General features: G+C 62.8%; 21 protein-coding genes and 1 pseudogene. 18 read left to right on the top strand and 4 right to left on the bottom strand.

Annotated features, from left to right (window positions below):
- The first annotated feature begins 156 nt into the window (after positions 1 to 156).
- From hslV to HX830_RS24375, 7 genes are all read left to right on the top strand, one after another.
- Positions 157 to 687, top strand: a complete 531-nt coding sequence (hslV, locus tag HX830_RS24345) for an ATP-dependent protease subunit HslV (protein ID WP_103495039.1) — start codon at positions 157 to 159, stop codon at positions 685 to 687.
- A 44-nt stretch (positions 688 to 731) separates the two neighbouring features.
- A complete protein-coding gene (gene hslU / locus HX830_RS24350) occupies positions 732 to 2,069 on the top strand; it encodes an ATP-dependent protease ATPase subunit HslU (RefSeq protein ID WP_177103120.1) in 1,338 nt (445 codons plus the stop codon).
- Positions 2,070 to 2,240: 171 nt separating this feature from the next.
- Positions 2,241 to 2,621 carry a gamma-butyrobetaine hydroxylase-like domain-containing protein gene (locus tag HX830_RS24355; RefSeq protein WP_103495041.1) on the top strand — a complete coding sequence of 127 codons (381 nt, stop codon included), beginning with the start codon at positions 2,241 to 2,243 and terminating at the stop codon, positions 2,619 to 2,621.
- A gap of 241 nt (positions 2,622 to 2,862) precedes the next feature.
- The gene (gene phaC, locus HX830_RS24360) at positions 2,863 to 4,542 is read left to right on the top strand and encodes a class II poly(R)-hydroxyalkanoic acid synthase (protein WP_152737762.1); all 1,680 of its coding nucleotides are present in this window, start codon (positions 2,863 to 2,865) and stop codon (positions 4,540 to 4,542) included.
- A gap of 156 nt (positions 4,543 to 4,698) precedes the next feature.
- Positions 4,699 to 5,556 (top strand): poly(3-hydroxyalkanoate) depolymerase, encoded by an 858-nt coding sequence (gene phaZ, locus HX830_RS24365; protein ID WP_103496428.1) that lies wholly within the window; start codon positions 4,699 to 4,701, stop codon positions 5,554 to 5,556.
- Positions 5,557 to 5,684: 128 nt separating this feature from the next.
- Complete coding sequence (gene phaC / locus HX830_RS24370) at positions 5,685 to 7,367, top strand: class II poly(R)-hydroxyalkanoic acid synthase (RefSeq protein WP_177103122.1); 1,683 nt, start codon at positions 5,685 to 5,687, stop codon at positions 7,365 to 7,367.
- A gap of 62 nt (positions 7,368 to 7,429) precedes the next feature.
- Positions 7,430 to 8,050, top strand: coding sequence for a TetR/AcrR family transcriptional regulator (locus tag HX830_RS24375; protein WP_177103125.1), 621 nt, complete (start codon positions 7,430 to 7,432; stop codon positions 8,048 to 8,050).
- A 105-nt stretch (positions 8,051 to 8,155) separates the two neighbouring features.
- Here the strand turns inward: HX830_RS24375 and HX830_RS24380 are convergent, their stop codons facing one another.
- The 3 genes from HX830_RS24380 to HX830_RS24390 form a co-directional block, all read right to left on the bottom strand.
- A complete protein-coding gene (locus tag HX830_RS24380; protein WP_177103127.1) occupies positions 8,156 to 8,968 on the bottom strand; it encodes a phasin family protein in 813 nt (270 codons plus the stop codon).
- 10 nt (positions 8,969 to 8,978) lie between these two features.
- On the bottom strand, positions 8,979 to 9,401 hold the full coding sequence (locus HX830_RS24385; protein WP_103497708.1) for a phasin family protein: 423 nt from the start codon (positions 9,399 to 9,401) through the stop codon (positions 8,979 to 8,981).
- Between the two features lie 245 nt (positions 9,402 to 9,646).
- The gene (locus tag HX830_RS24390) at positions 9,647 to 9,922 is read right to left on the bottom strand and encodes a polyhydroxyalkanoic acid system family protein (RefSeq protein WP_103497709.1); all 276 of its coding nucleotides are present in this window, start codon (positions 9,920 to 9,922) and stop codon (positions 9,647 to 9,649) included.
- A gap of 154 nt (positions 9,923 to 10,076) precedes the next feature.
- Here HX830_RS24390 and ubiE point away from each other — a divergent pair, with 154 nt between their 5' ends.
- The 11 genes and pseudogenes from ubiE (at position 10,077) to HX830_RS32610 (ending at position 18,372) form a co-directional block, all read left to right on the top strand.
- A complete protein-coding gene (gene ubiE / locus HX830_RS24395; protein WP_177103129.1) occupies positions 10,077 to 10,847 on the top strand; it encodes a bifunctional demethylmenaquinone methyltransferase/2-methoxy-6-polyprenyl-1,4-benzoquinol methylase UbiE in 771 nt (256 codons plus the stop codon).
- Positions 10,847 to 11,470 (top strand): ubiquinone biosynthesis accessory factor UbiJ, encoded by a 624-nt coding sequence (locus HX830_RS24400; RefSeq protein WP_177103131.1) that lies wholly within the window; start codon positions 10,847 to 10,849, stop codon positions 11,468 to 11,470. Before ubiE ends, HX830_RS24400 begins: the two co-directional genes overlap by 1 nt.
- Positions 11,467 to 13,068, top strand: coding sequence for a ubiquinone biosynthesis regulatory protein kinase UbiB (gene ubiB / locus HX830_RS24405; protein WP_177103134.1), 1,602 nt, complete (start codon positions 11,467 to 11,469; stop codon positions 13,066 to 13,068). The genes HX830_RS24400 and ubiB overlap by 4 nt, the downstream gene beginning before the upstream one ends.
- Before the next feature lie 80 nt (positions 13,069 to 13,148).
- Positions 13,149 to 13,541, top strand: coding sequence for a phosphoribosyl-AMP cyclohydrolase (gene hisI, locus HX830_RS24410; protein ID WP_177103136.1), 393 nt, complete (start codon positions 13,149 to 13,151; stop codon positions 13,539 to 13,541).
- A 2-nt stretch (positions 13,542 to 13,543) separates the two neighbouring features.
- Positions 13,544 to 13,876: a phosphoribosyl-ATP diphosphatase gene (locus HX830_RS24415; protein ID WP_018929162.1), complete on the top strand. Its 333-nt coding sequence runs from the start codon at positions 13,544 to 13,546 to the stop codon at positions 13,874 to 13,876.
- Between the two features lie 23 nt (positions 13,877 to 13,899).
- Complete coding sequence (locus tag HX830_RS24420; protein ID WP_103497716.1) at positions 13,900 to 14,178, top strand: twin-arginine translocase TatA/TatE family subunit; 279 nt, start codon at positions 13,900 to 13,902, stop codon at positions 14,176 to 14,178.
- A 10-nt stretch (positions 14,179 to 14,188) separates the two neighbouring features.
- A complete protein-coding gene (gene tatB, locus HX830_RS24425) occupies positions 14,189 to 14,650 on the top strand; it encodes a Sec-independent protein translocase protein TatB (RefSeq protein ID WP_152737768.1) in 462 nt (153 codons plus the stop codon).
- Positions 14,647 to 15,432, top strand: a complete 786-nt coding sequence (gene tatC / locus HX830_RS24430) for a twin-arginine translocase subunit TatC (RefSeq protein WP_103497719.1) — start codon at positions 14,647 to 14,649, stop codon at positions 15,430 to 15,432. Before tatB ends, tatC begins: the two co-directional genes overlap by 4 nt.
- The gene (locus HX830_RS24435; protein ID WP_177103138.1) at positions 15,429 to 16,136 is read left to right on the top strand and encodes a 16S rRNA (uracil(1498)-N(3))-methyltransferase; all 708 of its coding nucleotides are present in this window, start codon (positions 15,429 to 15,431) and stop codon (positions 16,134 to 16,136) included. Before tatC ends, HX830_RS24435 begins: the two co-directional genes overlap by 4 nt.
- A 292-nt stretch (positions 16,137 to 16,428) precedes the next feature.
- Positions 16,429 to 17,514 (top strand): annotated as a pseudogene (locus HX830_RS32605) (methyl-accepting chemotaxis protein); the annotation flags it as partial.
- 144 nt (positions 17,515 to 17,658) lie between these two features.
- A complete protein-coding gene (locus HX830_RS32610) occupies positions 17,659 to 18,372 on the top strand; it encodes a methyl-accepting chemotaxis protein (protein ID WP_371317541.1) in 714 nt (237 codons plus the stop codon).
- 151 nt (positions 18,373 to 18,523) lie between these two features.
- Here HX830_RS32610 and HX830_RS24445 read toward each other — a convergent pair whose 3' ends face one another.
- Positions 18,524 to 19,324 carry a transporter substrate-binding domain-containing protein gene (locus HX830_RS24445; RefSeq protein ID WP_152737770.1) on the bottom strand — a complete coding sequence of 267 codons (801 nt, stop codon included), beginning with the start codon at positions 19,322 to 19,324 and terminating at the stop codon, positions 18,524 to 18,526.
- Between the last annotated feature and the right edge of the window lie 57 nt (positions 19,325 to 19,381).

The following is a 19,381-nucleotide window of genomic DNA, read 5'->3' on the forward strand; positions in this document are numbered from 1 at the left end:
AAGCCGGCTTGCTGGCGATAGCAATCGTTCAGACAAAACAAACCTCGCCCGCCTACACCACTCATCCCCTCATCCCGCCCACGGTTGAAAAACCCACCACCACCCCCATATGAGTTTCCATCAGGCATTTTCGCCCCGCTGCGTGGAGATTCTCCCTTGACCACCATCGTTTCAGTTCGTCGCCACGGCAAAGTCGTCATGGGCGGCGACGGCCAGGTTTCCCTCGGCAACACCGTCATGAAGGGCAACGCGAAAAAAGTCCGGCGCCTCTACCACGGCGAAGTCATCGCCGGTTTCGCCGGTGCCACCGCCGACGCCTTCACCCTGTTCGAGCGTTTCGAAGGCCAGTTGGAAAAACACCAGGGTCATCTGGTCCGCGCCGCTGTCGAATTGGCCAAGGAGTGGCGTACCGACCGCTCCCTGAGTCGCCTGGAAGCCATGCTGGCGGTCGCCAACAAAGATGCTTCACTGATCATCACCGGCAACGGCGACGTCGTTGAACCGGAAAACGGCCTGATCGCCATGGGCTCCGGTGGTGGCTACGCCCAGGCCGCGGCCAGCGCACTGTTGAAGAAAACCGATCTGTCGGCCCGGGAAATCGTCGAAGCCGCCCTGGGTATCGCCGCTGACATCTGCGTCTTCACCAATCACAACGTCACCATCGAGGAGCAGGACCTCGCGGAATAACCAGCCTGTCCGGCTGCCCGTTCCCGCTTGAGGACCCACATATTATGTCCATGACCCCCCGCGAAATCGTCCACGAACTCAATCGCCATATCATTGGCCAGGACGATGCCAAGCGCGCCGTCGCCATTGCCCTGCGCAACCGCTGGCGGCGGATGCAGCTCCCCGAGGAGTTGCGCGTCGAGGTGACCCCCAAGAACATCCTGATGATCGGTCCGACCGGTGTCGGCAAGACCGAAATCGCCCGGCGCCTGGCCAAACTGGCCAACGCCCCGTTCATCAAGGTCGAAGCGACCAAGTTCACCGAAGTCGGCTATGTCGGCCGTGACGTCGAATCGATCATCCGTGACCTGGCCGACGCCGCGATCAAGCTGCTGCGCGAGCAGGAGCTGGTCAAGGTCCGCCATCGCGCCGAAGACGCCGCCGAGGAACGTATCCTCGACGCCCTGCTGCCACCGGCACGCATGGGTTTCAACGAAGATGCCGCCCCGGCCCAGGACTCCAACACCCGCCAGCTGTTCCGCAAGCGCCTGCGCGAAGGCCAGCTGGATGACAAGGAAATCGAAATCGAAGTGGCCGAGTCGTTCGGCGTCGAGATCGCCACGCCGCCAGGCATGGAAGAAATGACCAACCAGTTGCAGAACCTGTTCGCCAACATGGGCAAGGGCAAGCGCAAGAGCCGCAAGCTCAAGGTCAAGGACGCGCTCAAGCTGGTCCGTGACGAAGAAGCCGGGCGCCTGGTCAACGACGAGGAGTTGAAGGCCAAGGCCCTGGAAGCGGTGGAACAGCACGGTATCGTGTTTATCGACGAAATCGACAAGGTCGCCAAGCGCGGCAATGTCGGCGGTGCCGACGTATCCCGTGAAGGCGTACAGCGCGACCTGCTGCCGCTGATCGAAGGCTGCACGGTGAACACCAAGCTGGGCATGGTCAAGACCGACCATATCCTGTTTATCGCCTCCGGCGCGTTCCACCTGAGCAAGCCGAGCGACCTGGTGCCCGAGCTGCAAGGCCGCCTGCCGATCCGTGTCGAACTCAAGGCCCTGAGCCCGGAAGACTTCGAGCGCATCCTCAGCGAACCCCATGCCTCGCTGACCGAGCAGTACCGTGAACTGCTGAAAACCGAAGGGCTGACCATCGAGTTCATGCCGGACGGCATCAAGCGCCTGGCGGAAATCGCCTGGCAGGTCAACGAGAAGACCGAGAACATCGGTGCCCGTCGCCTGCACACGCTGCTCGAGCGCCTGCTGGAGGAAGTCTCGTTCAGCGCCGGCGACCTGGCCAGCGCCCACAGCGAAGAGCCGATCCGCATCGACGCCGAGTACGTCAACAGCCACCTGGGCGAATTGGCGAAGAACGAAGACCTGTCGCGGTATATCCTGTAAGAGCACCTCCCTGTGGGAACAGGGCTTTTATGGCCGAACACGGTCCCTTGTGGGAGCAGAGCTTGCTCGCGAAGGGGCCCGTGAGAACGCCAAAAGCTTCGCGGCGATGCGGCGATCCGACCAGCTCCGCCCCCACAGGGTTCTCTGACACAGACGGATCGCAGGCTTCCCATGACCACCCGACTCCCCACCGCCATCAACCTGCACAAAGCCTCGAAAACCCTGACCCTCAAATACGGTCCGGACGAGGAATACCACCTGAGCGCCGAATTCCTGCGGGTGCACTCGCCTTCGGCCGAGGTCCAGGGCCACGGCAAGCCCATCCTCCAGTTCGGCAAGCTCAACGTCGGTTTGAGCCAACTCGAACCCGCCGGCCAGTACGCACTGAAATTGACCTTCGACGACGGTCATGACAGCGGACTGTTCACCTGGGACTACCTCTACGAGCTCGCCCGTCGCCAGGATGACTTGTGGGCCGATTATCTTGCCGAACTCAAAGCCGCCGGAAAATCCCGCGACCCGTCCGAGTCCGTCGTCAGGCTGATGCTCTAATCCGGACCTCTGGTCGTTTTGGGGGGCATTTTCTAATCACATCTGATTCAATCCCCCACGGCGTGGCTAACGATTGGCCCGCTTGCGAAAAAAATCAAACTCGGGTAACCAATGGAGCTGGCAAGTTCCGTGCATTTAACGATGTGCAATCAACGGTCACCCGAGCAGTAGTACTTGGCATTCGCTGTGCCATTTGCACAGCTGTACCCGGTACTCGTCTCAGGACAATGGAGCGTCGTAGATGAGTAACAAGAACAACGATGACCTGCAGCGGCAAGCCTCGGAAAACACCCTGGGCCTGAACCCCGTCGTCGGCTTGCGTAGAAAGGATCTTCTTACTTCTGCACGAATGGTATTGACCCAAGCCATCAAACAACCCATCCACAGCGTCAAGCATGTCGCCCATTTCGGCGTCGAATTGAAGAACGTGCTGCTGGGCAAGTCCGGCCTGCAGCCGGAAAGCGATGACCGTCGTTTCAACGACCCGGCCTGGAGCCAGAACCCGCTGTACCGGCGTTACCTGCAAACCTACCTGGCCTGGCGCAAGGAGCTCCATGCCTGGATCGACGAGAGTTCGCTGTCGCCACAGGACATCAGTCGCGGCCACTTCGTCATCAACCTGATGACCGAGGCCATGGCCCCGACCAACACCGCGGCCAACCCGGCGGCGGTCAAGCGCTTCTTCGAAACCGGCGGCAAGAGCCTGCTCGACGGCCTCTCGAACCTGGCCAAGGACCTGGTGCACAACGGCGGCATGCCCAGCCAGGTGAACATGGGCGCCTTCGAGGTCGGCAAGAGCCTGGGCACCACCGAAGGCGCGGTGGTGTTTCGCAACGATGTGCTGGAGCTGATCCAGTACAGCCCCGTCACCGAGCAGGTGCATGAGCGGCCGCTGCTGGTGGTGCCGCCGCAGATCAACAAGTTCTATGTGTTCGACTTGAGCCCCGACAAGAGCCTGGCGCGTTTCTGCCTGCGCAGCCACGTGCAGACCTTTATCGTCAGCTGGCGCAACCCGACCAAGGCCCAGCGCGAGTGGGGCCTGTCGACCTATATCGACGCCCTGAAAGAAGCCGTCGACGTGGTCACCGCCATCACTGGCAGCAAGGACGTGAACATGCTCGGGGCCTGCTCCGGCGGCATCACCTGCACCGCCCTGCTCGGCCACTACGCCGCCCTCGGCGAGAAGAAGGTCAACGCCCTGACCCTGCTGGTCAGCGTGCTCGACACCACCCTCGACACCCAGGTCGCGCTGTTCGTCGACGAACAGACCCTCGAAGCCGCCAAGCGCCACTCCTACCAGGCCGGCGTGCTGGAAGGCAGCGACATGGCCAAGGTCTTCGCCTGGATGCGCCCCAACGACCTGATCTGGAACTACTGGGTCAACAACTACCTGCTGGGCAACGAGCCGCCGGTGTTCGATATCCTTTTCTGGAACAACGACACCACGCGCCTGCCGGCCGCCTTCCACGGCGACCTGATCGAGATGTTCAAGAACAACCCACTGATACGCCCCAATGCCCTCGAAGTGTGCGGTACGCCGATCGACCTGAAGAAGGTCGACGCCGATATCTTTGCCCTGGCCGGCACCAACGATCACATCACGCCCTGGAAGTCCTGCTACAAGTCGGCGCAGCTGTTCGGCGGCAAGGTCGAGTTCGTGCTGTCCAGCAGCGGCCATATCCAGAGCATCCTGAACCCGCCGGGCAACCCGAAATCCCGCTACATGACCAACACCGAGATGCCGGCCAAGGCCGACGACTGGCAGGAGAACTCCACCAAACACACCGATTCGTGGTGGCTGCACTGGCAAGCGTGGCAGGCCGAGCGCTCGGGCAAACTGAAGAAATCACCGACCAGCCTGGGCAGCAAGGCCTACCCGGCCGGTGAGGCGGCACCGGGCACCTACGTGCACGAGCGCTAGAACAGCCCTCACCCTGTAGGAGCGAGCTTGCTCGCGATGGAGGCCAACTATAATGCGGGAAACCTGACACCCCGCAGCGTCCCGGCAACCACCGCGAGCAAGCTCGCTCCTACGGAGCCGGGGCTGCAAACAGGTTTTAACCACAGGGCTTCGAGCATGCCGCAACCGTTTATCTTCCGAACCATCGATCTGGATGGCCAGACCATCCGCACCGCGGTTCGCCCCGGCAAGCCTCATATGACGCCCTTGCTGATTTTCAACGGCATCGGCGCCAACCTGGAGCTGGTGTTTCCGTTCGTCCATGCCCTGGACCCGGACCTGGAAGTCATCGCCTTCGACGTCCCCGGCGTCGGCGGCTCGTCGACCCCCAAGCGGCCCTATCGCTTCCCCGGCCTGGCCAAGCTCACCGCGCGCATGCTCGACTACCTGGATTACGGCCAGGTCAACGCGGTGGGCGTGTCCTGGGGCGGCGCCCTGGCGCAACAATTCGCCCATGACTACCCGGAACGCTGCAAGAAGCTGATCCTCGCCGCCACCGCCGCCGGTGCGGTGATGGTTCCGGGCAAGCCCAAGGTGTTGTGGAACATGGCCAGTCCACGGCGCTATATCCAGCCGTCCCACGTGATCCGCATTGCCCCGACCATCTACGGCGGCGCCTTTCGCCGCGACCCGCACCTGGCGGCCGAGCATGCCGCCAAGGTCCGCTCCGCCGGCAAGCTCGGTTACTACTGGCAACTGTTCGCGGGCCTCGGCTGGACCAGCATCCACTGGCTGCACAGGATCCGCCAGCCGACCCTGGTGCTGGCCGGTGATGACGATCCGCTGATTCCACTGATCAATATGCGCCTGCTGGCTTGGCGAATCCCCAATGCCCAGCTACACATAATCGACGACGGTCATTTATTCCTGATCACCCGGGCCGAGGCCGTCGCGCCGATCATCATGAAATTCCTCCAGGAAGAACGCCAACGGGCGGTGATGCATCCACAACCGGCGCCTTTGAAAAGCACCTAGGAGTTTCCCTGGTAGTAAGCGCACACGGGCAGGACGTCCGTGCGGCGCACAAGGTCAGCGACCGACGCCCCCGTCCGTCGCGGTCCCCTGTGTTGGTTGATAGCTTGATGACGAAGGAGTGTTGACTCATGCGAGACAAACCAGCGACGGGCTCGATGCCCACACCCGCCGCGTTCATCAACGCACAGAGTGCGATTACCGGTCTGCGCGGCCGGGATCTGTTTTCCACCCTGCGCAGCGTGGCCGCCCACGGCCTGCGCAACCCGATCCATACCGCCCGGCATGCCCTGGCCCTGGGCGGACAACTGGGCAAGGTGCTGCTCGGTGACACACCGTACAAGCCCAACCCCCATGACCCGCGCTTCGCCGACCCGGCCTGGAGCCTGAACCCGTTCTACCGCCGCAGCCTGCAGGCCTATCTGGCCTGGCAGAAACAGGTCAAGCACTGGATCGACGAGAGCCGGATGAGCGACGATGACCGCGCCCGCGCGCACTTTGTCTTCGCCCTGCTCAACGACGCCATGGCGCCGTCCAATACCCTGCTCAATCCGCTGGCGGTCAAGGAAGTCTTCAACTCCGGCGGCAACAGCATCGTGCGCGGCATCAGCCACCTGGTGGATGACCTGCTGCACAACAACGGCTTGCCCAGCCAGGTCACCAAGCACTCGTTCGAAGTCGGCAAGACCGTGGCCACCACCCCCGGCTCGGTGGTGTTTCGCAACGAGCAACTGGAACTGATCCAGTACAAGCCCATGAGCGAAAAACAGTACGCCAAGCCGCTGTTGATCGTCCCGCCGCAGATCAACAAGTACTACATTTTCGACCTCAGCCCGTCCAACAGCTTCGTCCAGTACGCGCTGAAGAACGGCCTGCAGGTGTTTATCGTCAGCTGGCGCAACCCGGATGTGCGTCATCGCGAATGGGGCCTGTCCAGCTATGTCGAGGCGCTGGAAGAAGCGCTGAACGTGTGCCGGGCGATCACCGCCAGCCGCGAGGTCAACCTGATGGGGGCCTGTGCCGGCGGCCTGACCATCGCCGCCCTGCAGGGCCACCTGCTGGCCAAACGACAACTGCGCCGGGTATCCAGCGCCACCTACCTGGTCAGCCTGCTCGACAGCCAGCTGGACGGCCCGGCCATGCTGTTCGCCGATGAGCAGACCCTGGAAGCCGCCAAGCGCCGCTCCTACCAGCAAGGTGTACTCGACGGCCGCGACATGGCGAAAGTCTTCGCCTGGATGCGGCCCAACGACCTGATCTGGAACTACTGGGTCAACAACTACCTGCTGGGCAAGGAACCGCCGGCGTTCGACATTCTCTACTGGAACAACGACAACACCCGCCTGCCGGCGGCCTTTCACGGCGACCTGCTGGACTTCTTCAAGCACAACCCGCTGAGCCATCCGGGCGGCCTGGAAGTCTGCGGCACGCCCATCGACCTGCAAAAAGTCACGGTCGACAGCTTCAGCGTCGGGGGTATCAACGACCACATCACGCCCTGGGACGCGGTGTATCGCTCGACCCTGCTGCTGGGGGGCGATCGCCGGTTCGTGCTGTCCAACAGCGGGCATATCCAGAGCATCCTCAACCCGCCGAGCAACCCCAAGGCCAACTACGTCGACAACCCCAGGCTGAGCAGTGATCCGCGGGCCTGGTACTACGACGGCAAACAGGTCGAAGGCAGCTGGTGGACCCAATGGCTGAGCTGGATCCAGGAGCGTTCGGGAGCCCAACGTGAAACCCAGATGACCTTGGGCAACGCCAATTACCCACCCATGGAAGCGGCACCCGGCACCTATGTGCGAGTGCGCTGATGATTACCGGCCACGGCTGCCCACAGCCGTGGCGAACGGTCGGAACGACCTAAGAAGACTGGATGAAAACCCGCGACCGGATCCTTGAATGCGCCCTGCAACTGTTCAACCAGAAAGGCGAGCCCAACGTTTCGACCATGGAGGTGGCCAATGAAATGGGGATCAGTCCGGGCAACCTCTACTACCATTTCCATGGCAAGGAGCCGCTGGTGCTGGGCTTGTTCGAGCGTTTCCAGGCCGAGCTGGCACCCTTGCTCGACCCGCCGGCCGACGCGCGGCTGGCGCCCGAGGATTACTGGTTCTTCCTGCATCTGATCGTCGAGCGACTGGCCCATTACCGTTTTCTGTTCCAGGACCTGTCCAATCTGTCCGGGCGCTTGCCCAAGCTGGCCAAGGGCATTCGCAACCTGCTCAATGCCCTCAAGCGGACGTTGGCGTCGTTGCTGGCGCGACTGAAGGCGCAGGGCATGCTGCTGAGTGAAACCCAGGCCCTTGGGCAGTTGGTGGAGCAGATTACCCTGACGCTGTTGTTCTCCCTGGATTACCAGCGGATTCTTGGGCGGGAGGGTGAAGTGCGGCTGGTGGTGTACCAGATCATGATGCTGGTGGCCCCGCATCTGCGGCCCTCGTCGCGGTTGGTGACGGAGCAGATGGCGTTGCGGTATCTCGAAGATCACGATTAACGTTATCTTCTGTAGCGCCAGTGCCTACAAGAGCGGTGCTCGACAGACCCACACAAAAACGCCCGACCTTCACAGGCCGGGCGTTTTCGTTCAGCAGGCGACGACTCAGGCTTGAGAAGCTGACGTCGGTGCTGTTGGCGTAGCCGCTGGAGCGGATGCCGGTGCCGGAGCGGCCGAGTTGGCCGCCGATACCGGAGCCACGGCAGGCTTGGCTGCCGCAGCAGGAGCCGGCTTCGCGGCAGCAGGCTTTTTCGCCGCTGCCGGTTTGGCCGCAGGTTTCGCGGCCGGTTTGGCTGCCACAGGCTTGGCCGCTGGTTTCACAGCCGGTTTCGCCGCTGCTGCCGGTTTGGCGGCGGGCTTGGCGACAGGTTTCGCTGCCGGCTTGGCAACTGCTTTCGCTGCCGGCTTGGCTGCCGAGGTTTTCGCCGCAGGCTTGGCAGCAGGTTTGGCCGCTGCTTTAACCAGAGGCTTGGCCGCTGCTGTTTTTTTCGAAGCCGGAGTCACGGCTTCCCCCGTCAGTTTCTCGATCTGCTTGGTCAAGGTATCGACCTTGCTGTGCAGCGCTTTCACTTCATTGCGGCTCGGTACGCCCAGGCGCGAAATGGCGCTGTTCAAGCGCTTGTCGAATGCCCCTTCCAACTCGTCCCACTTGCCCAGCGCACGGTCCTTGACCCCTGCGATGCGCGACTTGGCCGAACTGGCGGAGTCCTTGGCCGCGTCGACTTTCTTGTCGACGGCGGTCTTGGTGAGTTTCTCGGCCTTCTCGCCGTCTTTCACCAGGGTCTCGAAGAGTTTGCTGCCGTCGGTATCGATCTTCGAGTACACGCCTAAACCAGCAAGCCAGATTTTGCGGGAGTACTCCTCAACCTTCCCGATCCACGAGCTGCTTTCTTTCTCGGTATTCTTTTTGCCAGCCATCCCGTTCTCCTTAATGTTTACGCGCGACACGTTCGAGCAATGCCGTCAGCTCATCGAGCTTAGCAGAGAGTGTCTCCACATCATGTTTAGACGGAATCCCGATGCGATTCAAGGCACTGGCGACACGGTTGTCAAAGGCCTTCTCGACCTTGTCCAGTTGCACTTCCACCTTGCCCTTGAGGCTGGTGACTTCGCTCTTAACGTTATCGATCTGGCTGTTGGCCGCTTCACGCTGCGCGCCAATCAGTTTTTTGCCTTCTTTTTCAACGTCTTGACCAGCTTCCACGAGTTCCTTGAAGTACTCGCTGCCTTCGCGGCCGACCTTGGTATAAGCGCCCAGACCCGCCAGCCAGATCTTGCGGGCATACACTTTCACCTCAGCCAGGGCGGTTGGCTGACCGTCGGATTTTTTCTTCAGACTTACTTTGGCCATGGTGCACCTCACACGTGAAGGGTTGGAGGATCTGCCCACCGGAATAGGGGCTTATGCACAAAGTAATGACAAAAATTAGAATGGGCACCCTAAAGGCCGGCCCGGTGTCGGAGTGGTGCTTGTTGTGGGAGCGGAGCTTGCCCGCGAAGAGGCCCTTGAAGCCGCTATAGACCTCACGGTGGTGCGGCGATCGACAAGCACCGCTCCCACAAAAGCGCCCCTCCGCCAGGGCGCAGCACAGGTGGTCAGACCAGCGCCTTGTCCAGGGCCTTTTCGATCTCGGCCTTGATGGTGCCGCTCATGGCCGACATCAACAGGCCCAGCTCGACCTCGACGCGGATCGTTTCTTCACTCACATGCACCGCGCCTTTGACCCCGGAACGCTTGAGGTTGAGGGTATCGCCGGACCACTGCGGCTCCAGGCCATACTGCCCGGCCAGCTTCTGCGCCAACTGGTCGGCCTTCTCGCGTGCACCGGCCTTGCCCAGGCCATGGGCGCGTTCAACACTAATACGGGCCATCGAATGACTCCTGCTCTATCGGGACTTGCCCGGTGATTCCTGACCCTGAATGCGTCAAAACGTCCCGGCGGTTGCCTATCTTACATGCACCCTTGCCAAGACAAAGCCGGCCACCGGGATTAGAATGCCCGCATTCTCTTCTGGTGACAGCGACATGACTGATCAGCGCAAAGGCAGCGATGCCGAACCCACCACGCACTTCGGCTTCAAGAACGTACCGGAAAGCCAAAAGGCCGAGAAGGTCGCCGAGGTGTTCCACTCCGTGGCCGCCAAGTACGACCTGATGAACGACGTGCTGTCCGGTGGCATGCATCGCCTCTGGAAGCGCTTCACCATCGAGCTGTCCGGCGTGCGCACGGGTAACCGGGTGCTGGATATCGCCGGCGGCACCGGCGACCTGGCGCGCAAGTTCTCGCACCTGGTGGGCCCCACCGGCCAGGTGGTGCTGGCCGACATCAACGCCTCCATGCTCAAGGTCGGCCGTGATCGCCTGCTGGACCTGGGCGTGGCCGGCAATGTCGAGTTCGTCCAGGCCGACGCGGAAAAACTGCCGTTCCCGGACAACCATTTCGACTGCGTGACCATCGCCTTCGGCCTGCGCAACGTCACCCACAAGGAAGACGCCCTGCGCTCCATGCTGCGAGTCCTCAAGCCCGGCGGCCGCCTGCTGGTGCTGGAGTTCTCCAAACCGACCAACGCGCTGATGTCCAAGGTCTACGACGCCTATTCGTTCGCCTTCATGCCCCTGGCCGGCAAGCTGATCACCAACGACTCGGAAAGTTATCGCTACCTGGCCGAATCGATCCGCATGCACCCGAACCAGGAAACCCTGAAGTCGATGATGATGGAAGCCGGTTTCGACCGCGTGACCTACCACAACATGACCGCGGGCATCGTCGCCCTGCATCGCGGCATCAAGCCCTGATGATCCTCAGCGGCCTTCTCGCCGGCGTCGAACACGGTCTCAACCGTGTGTTGCGCCTCGACAGCACGGCCTTGAGCCGCCTGGGCCACCTGACCGGCAAAGTCATCGAAGTCGACTGCGCCAGCCCGGCCCTGAAGCTGTTCATCCTGCCCAGCGACGAAGGCCTGCTACTGGCCGCGCACTGGGCCGCCGAAGCCGACTGCATTCTCCGCGCCCCGGCCTCGAGCCTGCTGAACCTGGCCCTGAGCCGCGACAAGACCGCCGTGCTCCACAGCCCCGAGGTCGACCTGGAAGGCGACAGCGCGGTGCTGCTGGACCTCGCCGGGGTACTCCAGGACCTGGAGCTGGATTGGGAGTACGAACTCTCGCACTGGCTCGGACCGATCGCCACGCCCCTGCTCAGCGGTCACCTGCGCAGCCGCGCCGGCTGGTACAAGCAGGGTTTCGTCAGCCTGAAGCAGAACCTCGCCGAATACCTCAGTGAAGAGTCCCGTGCCCTGGTCGGCACCCATGAGGCCGAAGCGCGCTTCGCCGAACTGGACCGGGTAAAACTCGACCTGGAACGTCTCGAGGCGCGTGTCGAGCGCCTTTCCCGATCCCTCAAATCCAGCGATAACGCATGAAGCTGCTTGCCGTCCGCCGTCTGTTGCGCATCCAGCGCGTCGTGATCCGTTACCGTCTCGATGACCTGCTGTTCGAATTGCCCCTGCCCTGGTTCCTCCTGGCGCTGCGCTTTGCCCTGCCCTGGCGCTGGTTCCCGCGCAAGACCCTGGACCTGAGTCGCGGCGCACGCCTGCGCCTGGCCTTGCAGGACCTGGGACCGATCTTTATCAAGTTCGGCCAGATCCTCTCGACCCGCCGCGACTTGCTGCCCGAGGACATCGCCGACGAGCTGATGCTGCTCCAGGACCGCGTGCCGCCGTTCGACTCGCAGACCGCGGTCACGCTGATCGAGGCGCAACTGGGCAAGAAGATCGGCGAAGTTTTCAGCCGCTTCGATATCGAACCATTGGCCTCGGCCTCGGTAGCCCAAGTGCATGCCGCCCAGCTCAAGAGCGGCGAGGAAGTGGTGGTGAAGGTCATCCGCCCCGGCCTCAAGCCGATCATCGCCCAGGACCTGGCGTGGCTGTTCCTCCTCGCCCGGGCCGCCGAGCGGGTCTCGGCCGATGCCCGCCTGCTGCACCCGGTGGACGTGGTCAGCGACTACGAAAAGACCATCTACGACGAACTCGACCTGCTGCGCGAGGCGGCCAACGCCAGCCAGCTGCGGCGCAACTTCGAAGGTTCGGAGATGATGTACGTGCCCCAGGTCTACTGGGACTGGTGCCGGCCGAAAGTACTGGTGATGGAGCGCATCTACGGCATCCAGGTCACCGACCTGGCCACCCTGGCCGACCAGCGCACCGACATGAAAATGCTCGCCGAGCGTGGCGTGGAAATCTTCTTCACCCAGGTATTCCGCGACAGCTTCTTCCATGCCGACATGCACCCCGGCAATATCTTCGTCAGCACCGTGAACCCGTGGAGCCCGAAGTACATCGCCATCGACTGCGGCATCGTCGGCAGCCTGACCCCGGAAGACCAGGATTACCTGGCCCGCAACCTGTTCGCCTTCTTCAAGCGTGACTACCGCCGGGTCGCCCAGTTGCACATCGACTCGGGCTGGGTGCCGGCGCACACCAAGCTCAACGAGTTCGAAGCCGCGATCCGCACCGTCTGCGAGCCGATCTTCGAAAAACCGCTCAAGGACATCTCCTTCGGCCAGGTGCTGATGCGCCTGTTCCAGACCGCGCGGCGCTTCAATATGGAAGTCCAGCCGCAGTTGGTGTTATTGCAGAAAACCCTGCTCAATATCGAAGGCCTGGGCCGCCAGCTGTACCCGGACCTGGACCTGTGGAGCACCGCCCAGCCGTTCCTCGAACGCTGGATGCGCGAGCGTGTCAGCCCGAGAACCCTGCTCGGCAACCTGCACGGCCAGATCGAGCAGTTGCCGCACCTGGCCAATATGACCCGCGACCTGCTCGAACGCATGGCCCAACCCCACGCCAGCAATCCCGAGCCGAAAACCAGGCGCAAGGACGACTGGCTCCTGCGCCTGCTCGGCAGTGCGCACCTCGGCGGCGGCGTGGTACTGGCCGCCGGTGGGCCGCTGCACGAGCTTGGCCATTGGCCGGCGGCGATCATGGTGATCGTCGGTTTGTATCTGATCGTGCGCCGATAGCCAGTCGGGCCGTGGGCTGGCACACTGTTGATTCGCCGAGGCATCACCACGCGGGTGGTGTCCGGTTGTCGGAGTCGAAGATGAAAGACTGGCTGGACGAGATCAAATGGGACAGTGACGGCCTGGTGCCGGCCATTGCCCAGGATCACAAGACCGGGCGCGTGCTGATGATGGCCTGGATGAACCGCGAAGCGCTGCAACTGACCGCAAGCGAAAACCGCGCCATTTACTGGTCACGCTCCCGTGGCAAGCTGTGGCGCAAGGGCGAAGAGTCTGGCCATGTGCAGCACCTGCACGAAATGCGCCTGGATTGCGACGCCGACGTGATCATCCTGATGGTCGAGCAGGTCGGTGATATCGCCTGCCACACCGGCCGGCACAGTTGCTTCTACCGCGTGTATGAAAACGGCGGCTGGAAGATCGTCGACCCGGTCCTCAAGGACCCGCACAGCATCTACTCGGCAGGACACTGAACATGACTGACACCCTGACCCGTCTGGCCCAAGTGCTGGAAGAGCGCAAAGGCGCCGCCGCCGACAGCTCCTACGTCGCCAGCCTCTATCACAAGGGCCTGAACAAGATCCTGGAAAAGGTTGGCGAAGAGTCGGTCGAGACTATTATTGCTGCAAAGGATGCCGCGATCAGTGGCGACTGCAGCGACGTCATCTACGAAACCGCCGATTTGTGGTTCCACAGTATGGTCATGCTCGCCCAACTGGGGCAGCATCCGCAGGCCGTGCTGGACGAACTGGATCGCCGCTTCGGCCTGTCCGGACACGTCGAGAAAGCCTCGCGCCCGTCCGCCTAACAACTTTCGAGAGGAGCAGCATCATGGGCATTTTTGACTGGAAACACTGGATCGTCATCCTGGTTGTCGTCGTGCTGGTGTTCGGCACCAAGAAACTGAAGAACCTGGGCACCGACGTCGGCGAATCGATCAAGGGCTTTCGCAAGGCCATGAACGACGAAGAAAAACCTGCCGAGCCGGTGGTCCCCCCTGTCGTGCAACCGGCTCCACCGGTACAGCCACAGGCTACCGCCCAGCAGAACACGCCGCACACCATCGATGTGCAGGCGCAGAAAGTTGACGAGCCCCGCAACAATTCTTGAGTACTGACAAATGTTCGGTATCAGCTTCAGTGAACTGCTGCTCGTGGGCCTGGTGGCCCTGTTGGTGCTCGGCCCCGAGCGCCTGCCCCATGCCGCGCGCACGGCAGGCCTGTGGGTCGGGCGGTTGAAGCGCAGCTTCAACGCGATCAAGCAGGAAGTGGAACGCGAGATCGGCGCCGACGAGATCCGTCGGCAACTGCACAACGAGCACATCCTCTCGCTGGAGCAGGAGGCTCGCAAGATCCTCTCGCCGATCGCCACCAGCACCCCGGCCGAGCCGGTGGTGGAGCAGACGATCCACACCGCTCCACCCGTGTCGACGGAAACCCCGCCGACGCCGGCGAGCACCGCCGAACCGGTAGCGGTACTCGGTGCCGTGGAGCCCGCGCCGCACCTGACAGAACCCGCAAGCACGACGCCAGCCGCCGCGCCTGCGCCTCATGACCCTACATTGCCGCCGCGAGCCCCATGAGCGATATTCCGGAAAACGACCAGCACATGCCGCTGGTTTCGCACCTCACCGAGTTGCGCACCCGCCTGCTGCGCTGTGTCGCGGCGATCTTCCTGATCTTCGCCGGGCTGTTCGCCTTTACCCAGCAGATCTACACCTTCGTCTCGATCCCGCTGCGCCAGTACCTGCCGGCGGGCGCGACGATGATCGCCACCGACGTGTCGTCGCCGTTCCTGACGCCGCTCAAACTGACCATGATGGTCTCGCTGTTCCTGGCCATCCCGGTGATCCTGCACCAGATCTGGGGCTTTATCGCACCGGGCCTGTACAAGCATGAAAAACGCATCGCCGTGCCGCTGCTGGTGTCGAGCATCCTGCTGTTCTACACCGGCATGGCCTTCGCCTACTTCCTGGTGTTCCCGCTGATCTTCAAGTTCTTCGCCGCCGCCACCCCGGCCGGCGTGGAAATGATGACCGATATCACCAGCTACCTCGACTTCGTGATGACGCTGTTCTTCGCCTTCGGCGTGGCCTTCGAAATCCCCGTGGCGGTGGTGCTGCTGGTATGGATAGGCGTGGTCGACGTCAAGTACCTGAAGAAAATCCGTCCCTACGTGGTCATCGGCTGCTTTGTGGTCGGTATGATCCTGACCCCGCCGGACGTGTTCTCCCAGACCCTGCTGGCGGTGCCGATGTGGCTGCTGTTCGAGATCGGCATCCTGTTCGGTGGCCTGGTCCGCAAACGCAGTGACGAAGAGGCCGCCGACCGCGACGACGCCCAGCCGCCAGCCCCGCTGACGTGAACCTGCTGCTTCTGGAGGAGGCCGACTTTATCGCGGCCGACCTCGTGGTGCTGCGGGATCGGCGCCTGACCCATATGCAGGAAGTCCATCGCGTGGCGGTGGGCGACAGCTTGCGGGTCGGGCGTATCGGCGGCCTGATGGGCAGCGCCGAGGTATTGCGCCTGGATACCACGGAAGCCGAGTTGCGGGTCAGCCTGGATCGCGCGCCACCGGCGAAACTGCCGCTGACCCTGATCCTCGCCCTGCCGCGCCCGAAAATGCTTCGCCGGGTGTTCCAGACCGTCGCCACCCTCGGCGTACCGAAAGTGGTGCTGGTGAACAGCTACCGGGTGGAAAAGAGCTTCTGGCAGACCCCGTTCCTCGAACCCGCAGCGATTCGCGAGCAACTGATCCTCGGCCTGGAGCAGACCCGCGACACCGTACTGCCGGAAATCGTTATCGAGAAACGCTTCAAGCCCTTTGTCGAAGACCGCCTGCCGGCCATCAGCGCGGGCACTCTCGGCCTGGTCGGCCACCCCGGCGACTACCCGGCCTGCCCTCGTGGCCTGGATGAGCCGGTGACCCTGGCCATCGGCCCGGAAGGCGGCTGGATTCCTTACGAAATCGACCTGCTGGGCAAGGCCGGGCTGCAACCGGTGCAACTCGGCGAACGCATCCTGCGGGTCGAGACCGCCGTGACCGCCCTGCTCGCCCGGTTGTTCTGATCCACCAATGCTCTTTTCATAGCCCCCTCGCCCAACACCCGGATGTACTCGGTCCCCTGTAGGAGCAGGGCTTGCCCGCGAAGCTTTTGGCGATCTCAAGGTCCTCTTCGCTGGCAAGCCATGCTCCTACAGGTACGCGTTCGACAGGCAGAAAGCAAAAACCTTCACCTTTAAGGGAATCTCCCTACAGCCCATTCAGGTCGCATCTCCCGCGTCCAAGCCGATGACAGAACATGCCCCACGCACTCGCGCGTGAGGGCCATGGACTTATCTGTTTGGCAGGAGATTCACCATGTTCCGTTGGCTGACCCGCGCACTGCGCGACCGCAGTATCCGCTTCAAACTGGCCCTGGGCTTCGGCCTGGTATTGCTCTTGACCCTGGCGATCACTCTCACCGGCTGGCACGCCCTGAGTACCACGGTAGAGCGCTCGCACACGCTGTCGAGCATCGCCCGGCTCAGCCGCCTGACCAGTGACATGCGCGCTGATCGCATCGCCTTCCGGGTGCTGAACGACCCGCAGAGTCGCACCCGGATCACCCGCCAGCTGGCGAGTATCGAGAAACTGCTGACGACGCTCCTGCCGCGCCTGACGGACCCGGGCGAACGACAGATCCTCGCCGACCAGCAGCACGCGGCCCAAGGTTTCCAGACCACCCTCGACGATCTCGATGAAAACCTTCGCGACCGTGACCGCGCCCGCAAGCGGATGAACGCCGGCCTGACCCAGGCCACCCAGGCGGTGGCCCGCTTTGCCGCCCATCAACTGCGCGAAGCCGGCAAGAGTCCCCACGAGCAACAGTGGCAGGCCCCGCTCAAACGGGTCGAAGAACTCCGTCAACTGCTCAACGAGACCCACGCCAGCGTGCAGACACCGGCCTATCTGGCCGATTCGCTGCAAGCCTATTCCGAGCAGGCACTGAAGGCGATCGACCGGCTTGGACAACTTGAAACCCAGGTCACACCGCTGACGGCGCCACTGGCCGACGACTACCAGCGCATGCTGCTGGAACTGCGCCACTACCGCGAGGCCCTGCAGCGTTTCAAGGACGCGCAACTGCTCACCGAGGCGGCCCACAATGTGATGGAAGGCCTGGGCAACCAGCTGCTGGCCGGCAACGAGGATCTCAGCCGCAGCCAGACCCAGGCCCGTGATCGCCAGACCCAGGCGGCGAAATGGCTGCTGGCGAAAATAGCCCTGCTGGCCTGGTTGATCGCGACCCTGGCCGCCTGGGTCCTCAGCCGCCAATTGCTGATCCCGCTCTCACGCAGCCTGAAGCTGGCCCACCATATCGCCGCGGGCGACCTGAGCCGCGATGTGGCGGTGGATCGCCAGGACGAGCTCGGCCAGTTGCAACAGGCCATGCGCGGCATGACCCTGGGCCTGCGGGAGCTGATCCGTGGCATCGGCATCAGCGCTTCGCGGGTGGCCAGCGCCGCCGAGCACCTGTCGACCAGCACCGAGCAGACCGACGCCAGCGTCAGCAGCCAGTACGCCGCCACCGAGCAAGTGGCCGCCGCCATGAAACAGATGAGCGCCAGTGTGCTCGAAGTCGCCCGTCACGCCGAAACCGCCTCCGTGGCAGCCACCCAGGCCGACCAGCAGGCCCGCGAAGGTGACAGCGCCGTGGCCGACGCCATCGAACAGATCGAACAACTCGAGCAATATATGCAACGCTGCTCCCAGGCCATGGGCGGGCTCCAGCGCGAAAGCGAGCGGATCGGCAGCGTGCTCGATGTGATCAAATCGGTGTCCCAGCAAACCAACCTGCTGGCCCTGAATGCCGCCATCGAGGCAGCCCGGGCCGGCGAGGCCGGCAGTGGCTTCGCCGTGGTCGCCGACGAGGTGCGCTGCCTGGCGCAGCGCACCCAGGACTCGGCACAAGAGATCAAGGACCTGATCGTGGCCTTGCAAGGCGGGACCCAGGAGGTCGCGGGCATGCTCGACAACAGCCGCAAACTGACCCGCCACAGCGTCGAGTCGAGCCGCCACAGCGGTGGCAAGCTGGAAGCCATCAGCCGCAGCGTGTCGCAGATCCTCGGGATGAACGAGCAGATCGCCGCCGCCGGCGAAGAACAGAGTGTCGTCGCCGAGCAGATCAGCCGCAGCATGTTGCATGTACGGGATATGTCACAGCAGACTGCCAACGCCTGTGATGAAACAGCCGCCGCCAGCCTGCAGTTGAGTCAGCTGGGGGCACAGTTGCAGCGGCTGGTGGAGCGTTTCAAAGTCTGAGCCCCCACTCCCTGTTATGCGCGCTTTTGTGGGAGCGGAGCTTGTCGGATCACCGCACCGCCGCGAAGCTTTTGGCGTTCTCACGGGCCTCTTCGCGGGCAAGCTCCGCTCCCACATGAGGTTTATGCTGCCCGCAAGATCGCGCCCGGGCTCAATCGATCTCGGCCAGCCAGTCGCTGGTCTTGAACCACTTGTCGTGGATCCGATCGTAGGTGCCATCTTCGGCGATCTGGTGGAGAAAGTGGTTGATCCAGTTGAGACTGTCGTGGTCGCCCTTCTTCACCCCGAAGGCCAGCGGTTCGTAGGTGAACGGCTGGTCCAGGCACAACAGCTTGCCGTCACCCAGCTTGTTCACCGCCACCAGGTTGTAGGGGGCGTCATGGACAAAGGCGTCGGCCTTGCCGTCGAGCACGGCCTGCACGCCCTCTTCCTCATTGGCATAGGTGCTCAGTTGGGCTGCGCCCATCATTTTTTTTGCAACGATTTCCCCCGTGGTCCCGGCCTTGGCGGCGATGCGATAGCCGGCCTCGTTGAGGTCCTCGAAACTCTGCACCTTGCTGCCCAGTTCCAGGGGGATCAACAGCGTCTGCCCGACCACGATAAAGGCATCGCTGAAGTTGAGTCGCAGGTTGCGCTCCTGGGTCAGGGTCATGCCGCTGGCGACCAGGTCGAACTTGTTCGCCAGTAAACCGGGGAGCAACTCGGCGTAAGGACTGGCCACCAGTTCCAGCTTGACCCCCAGCGCTCGGCTCATTTCCCGCAACAGGTCGATTTCGAAACCGATGATTTCGCCGCGCTTGCTCGTCATTTCGAAGGGGATATACGTCGGATTGGTCCCGACTCTCAGCGTGCCGCGCTTGAGCGCGTCATCAACGGCACCCGCCTGCACCCCACAGGCGTGAGTGAGCACAACGATGCCCAGCAGCAGCATCGACAGAAACCTTTTCATCATGAAACTCCCCAGGGCCGCTTTTCCGGTCGTGCCAGTCTGCGCGAACACACAGTCGCC

This window comes from Pseudomonas gingeri (assembly GCF_013385425.1).
GTDB lineage: Bacteria > Pseudomonadota > Gammaproteobacteria > Pseudomonadales > Pseudomonadaceae > Aquipseudomonas > Aquipseudomonas gingeri_D.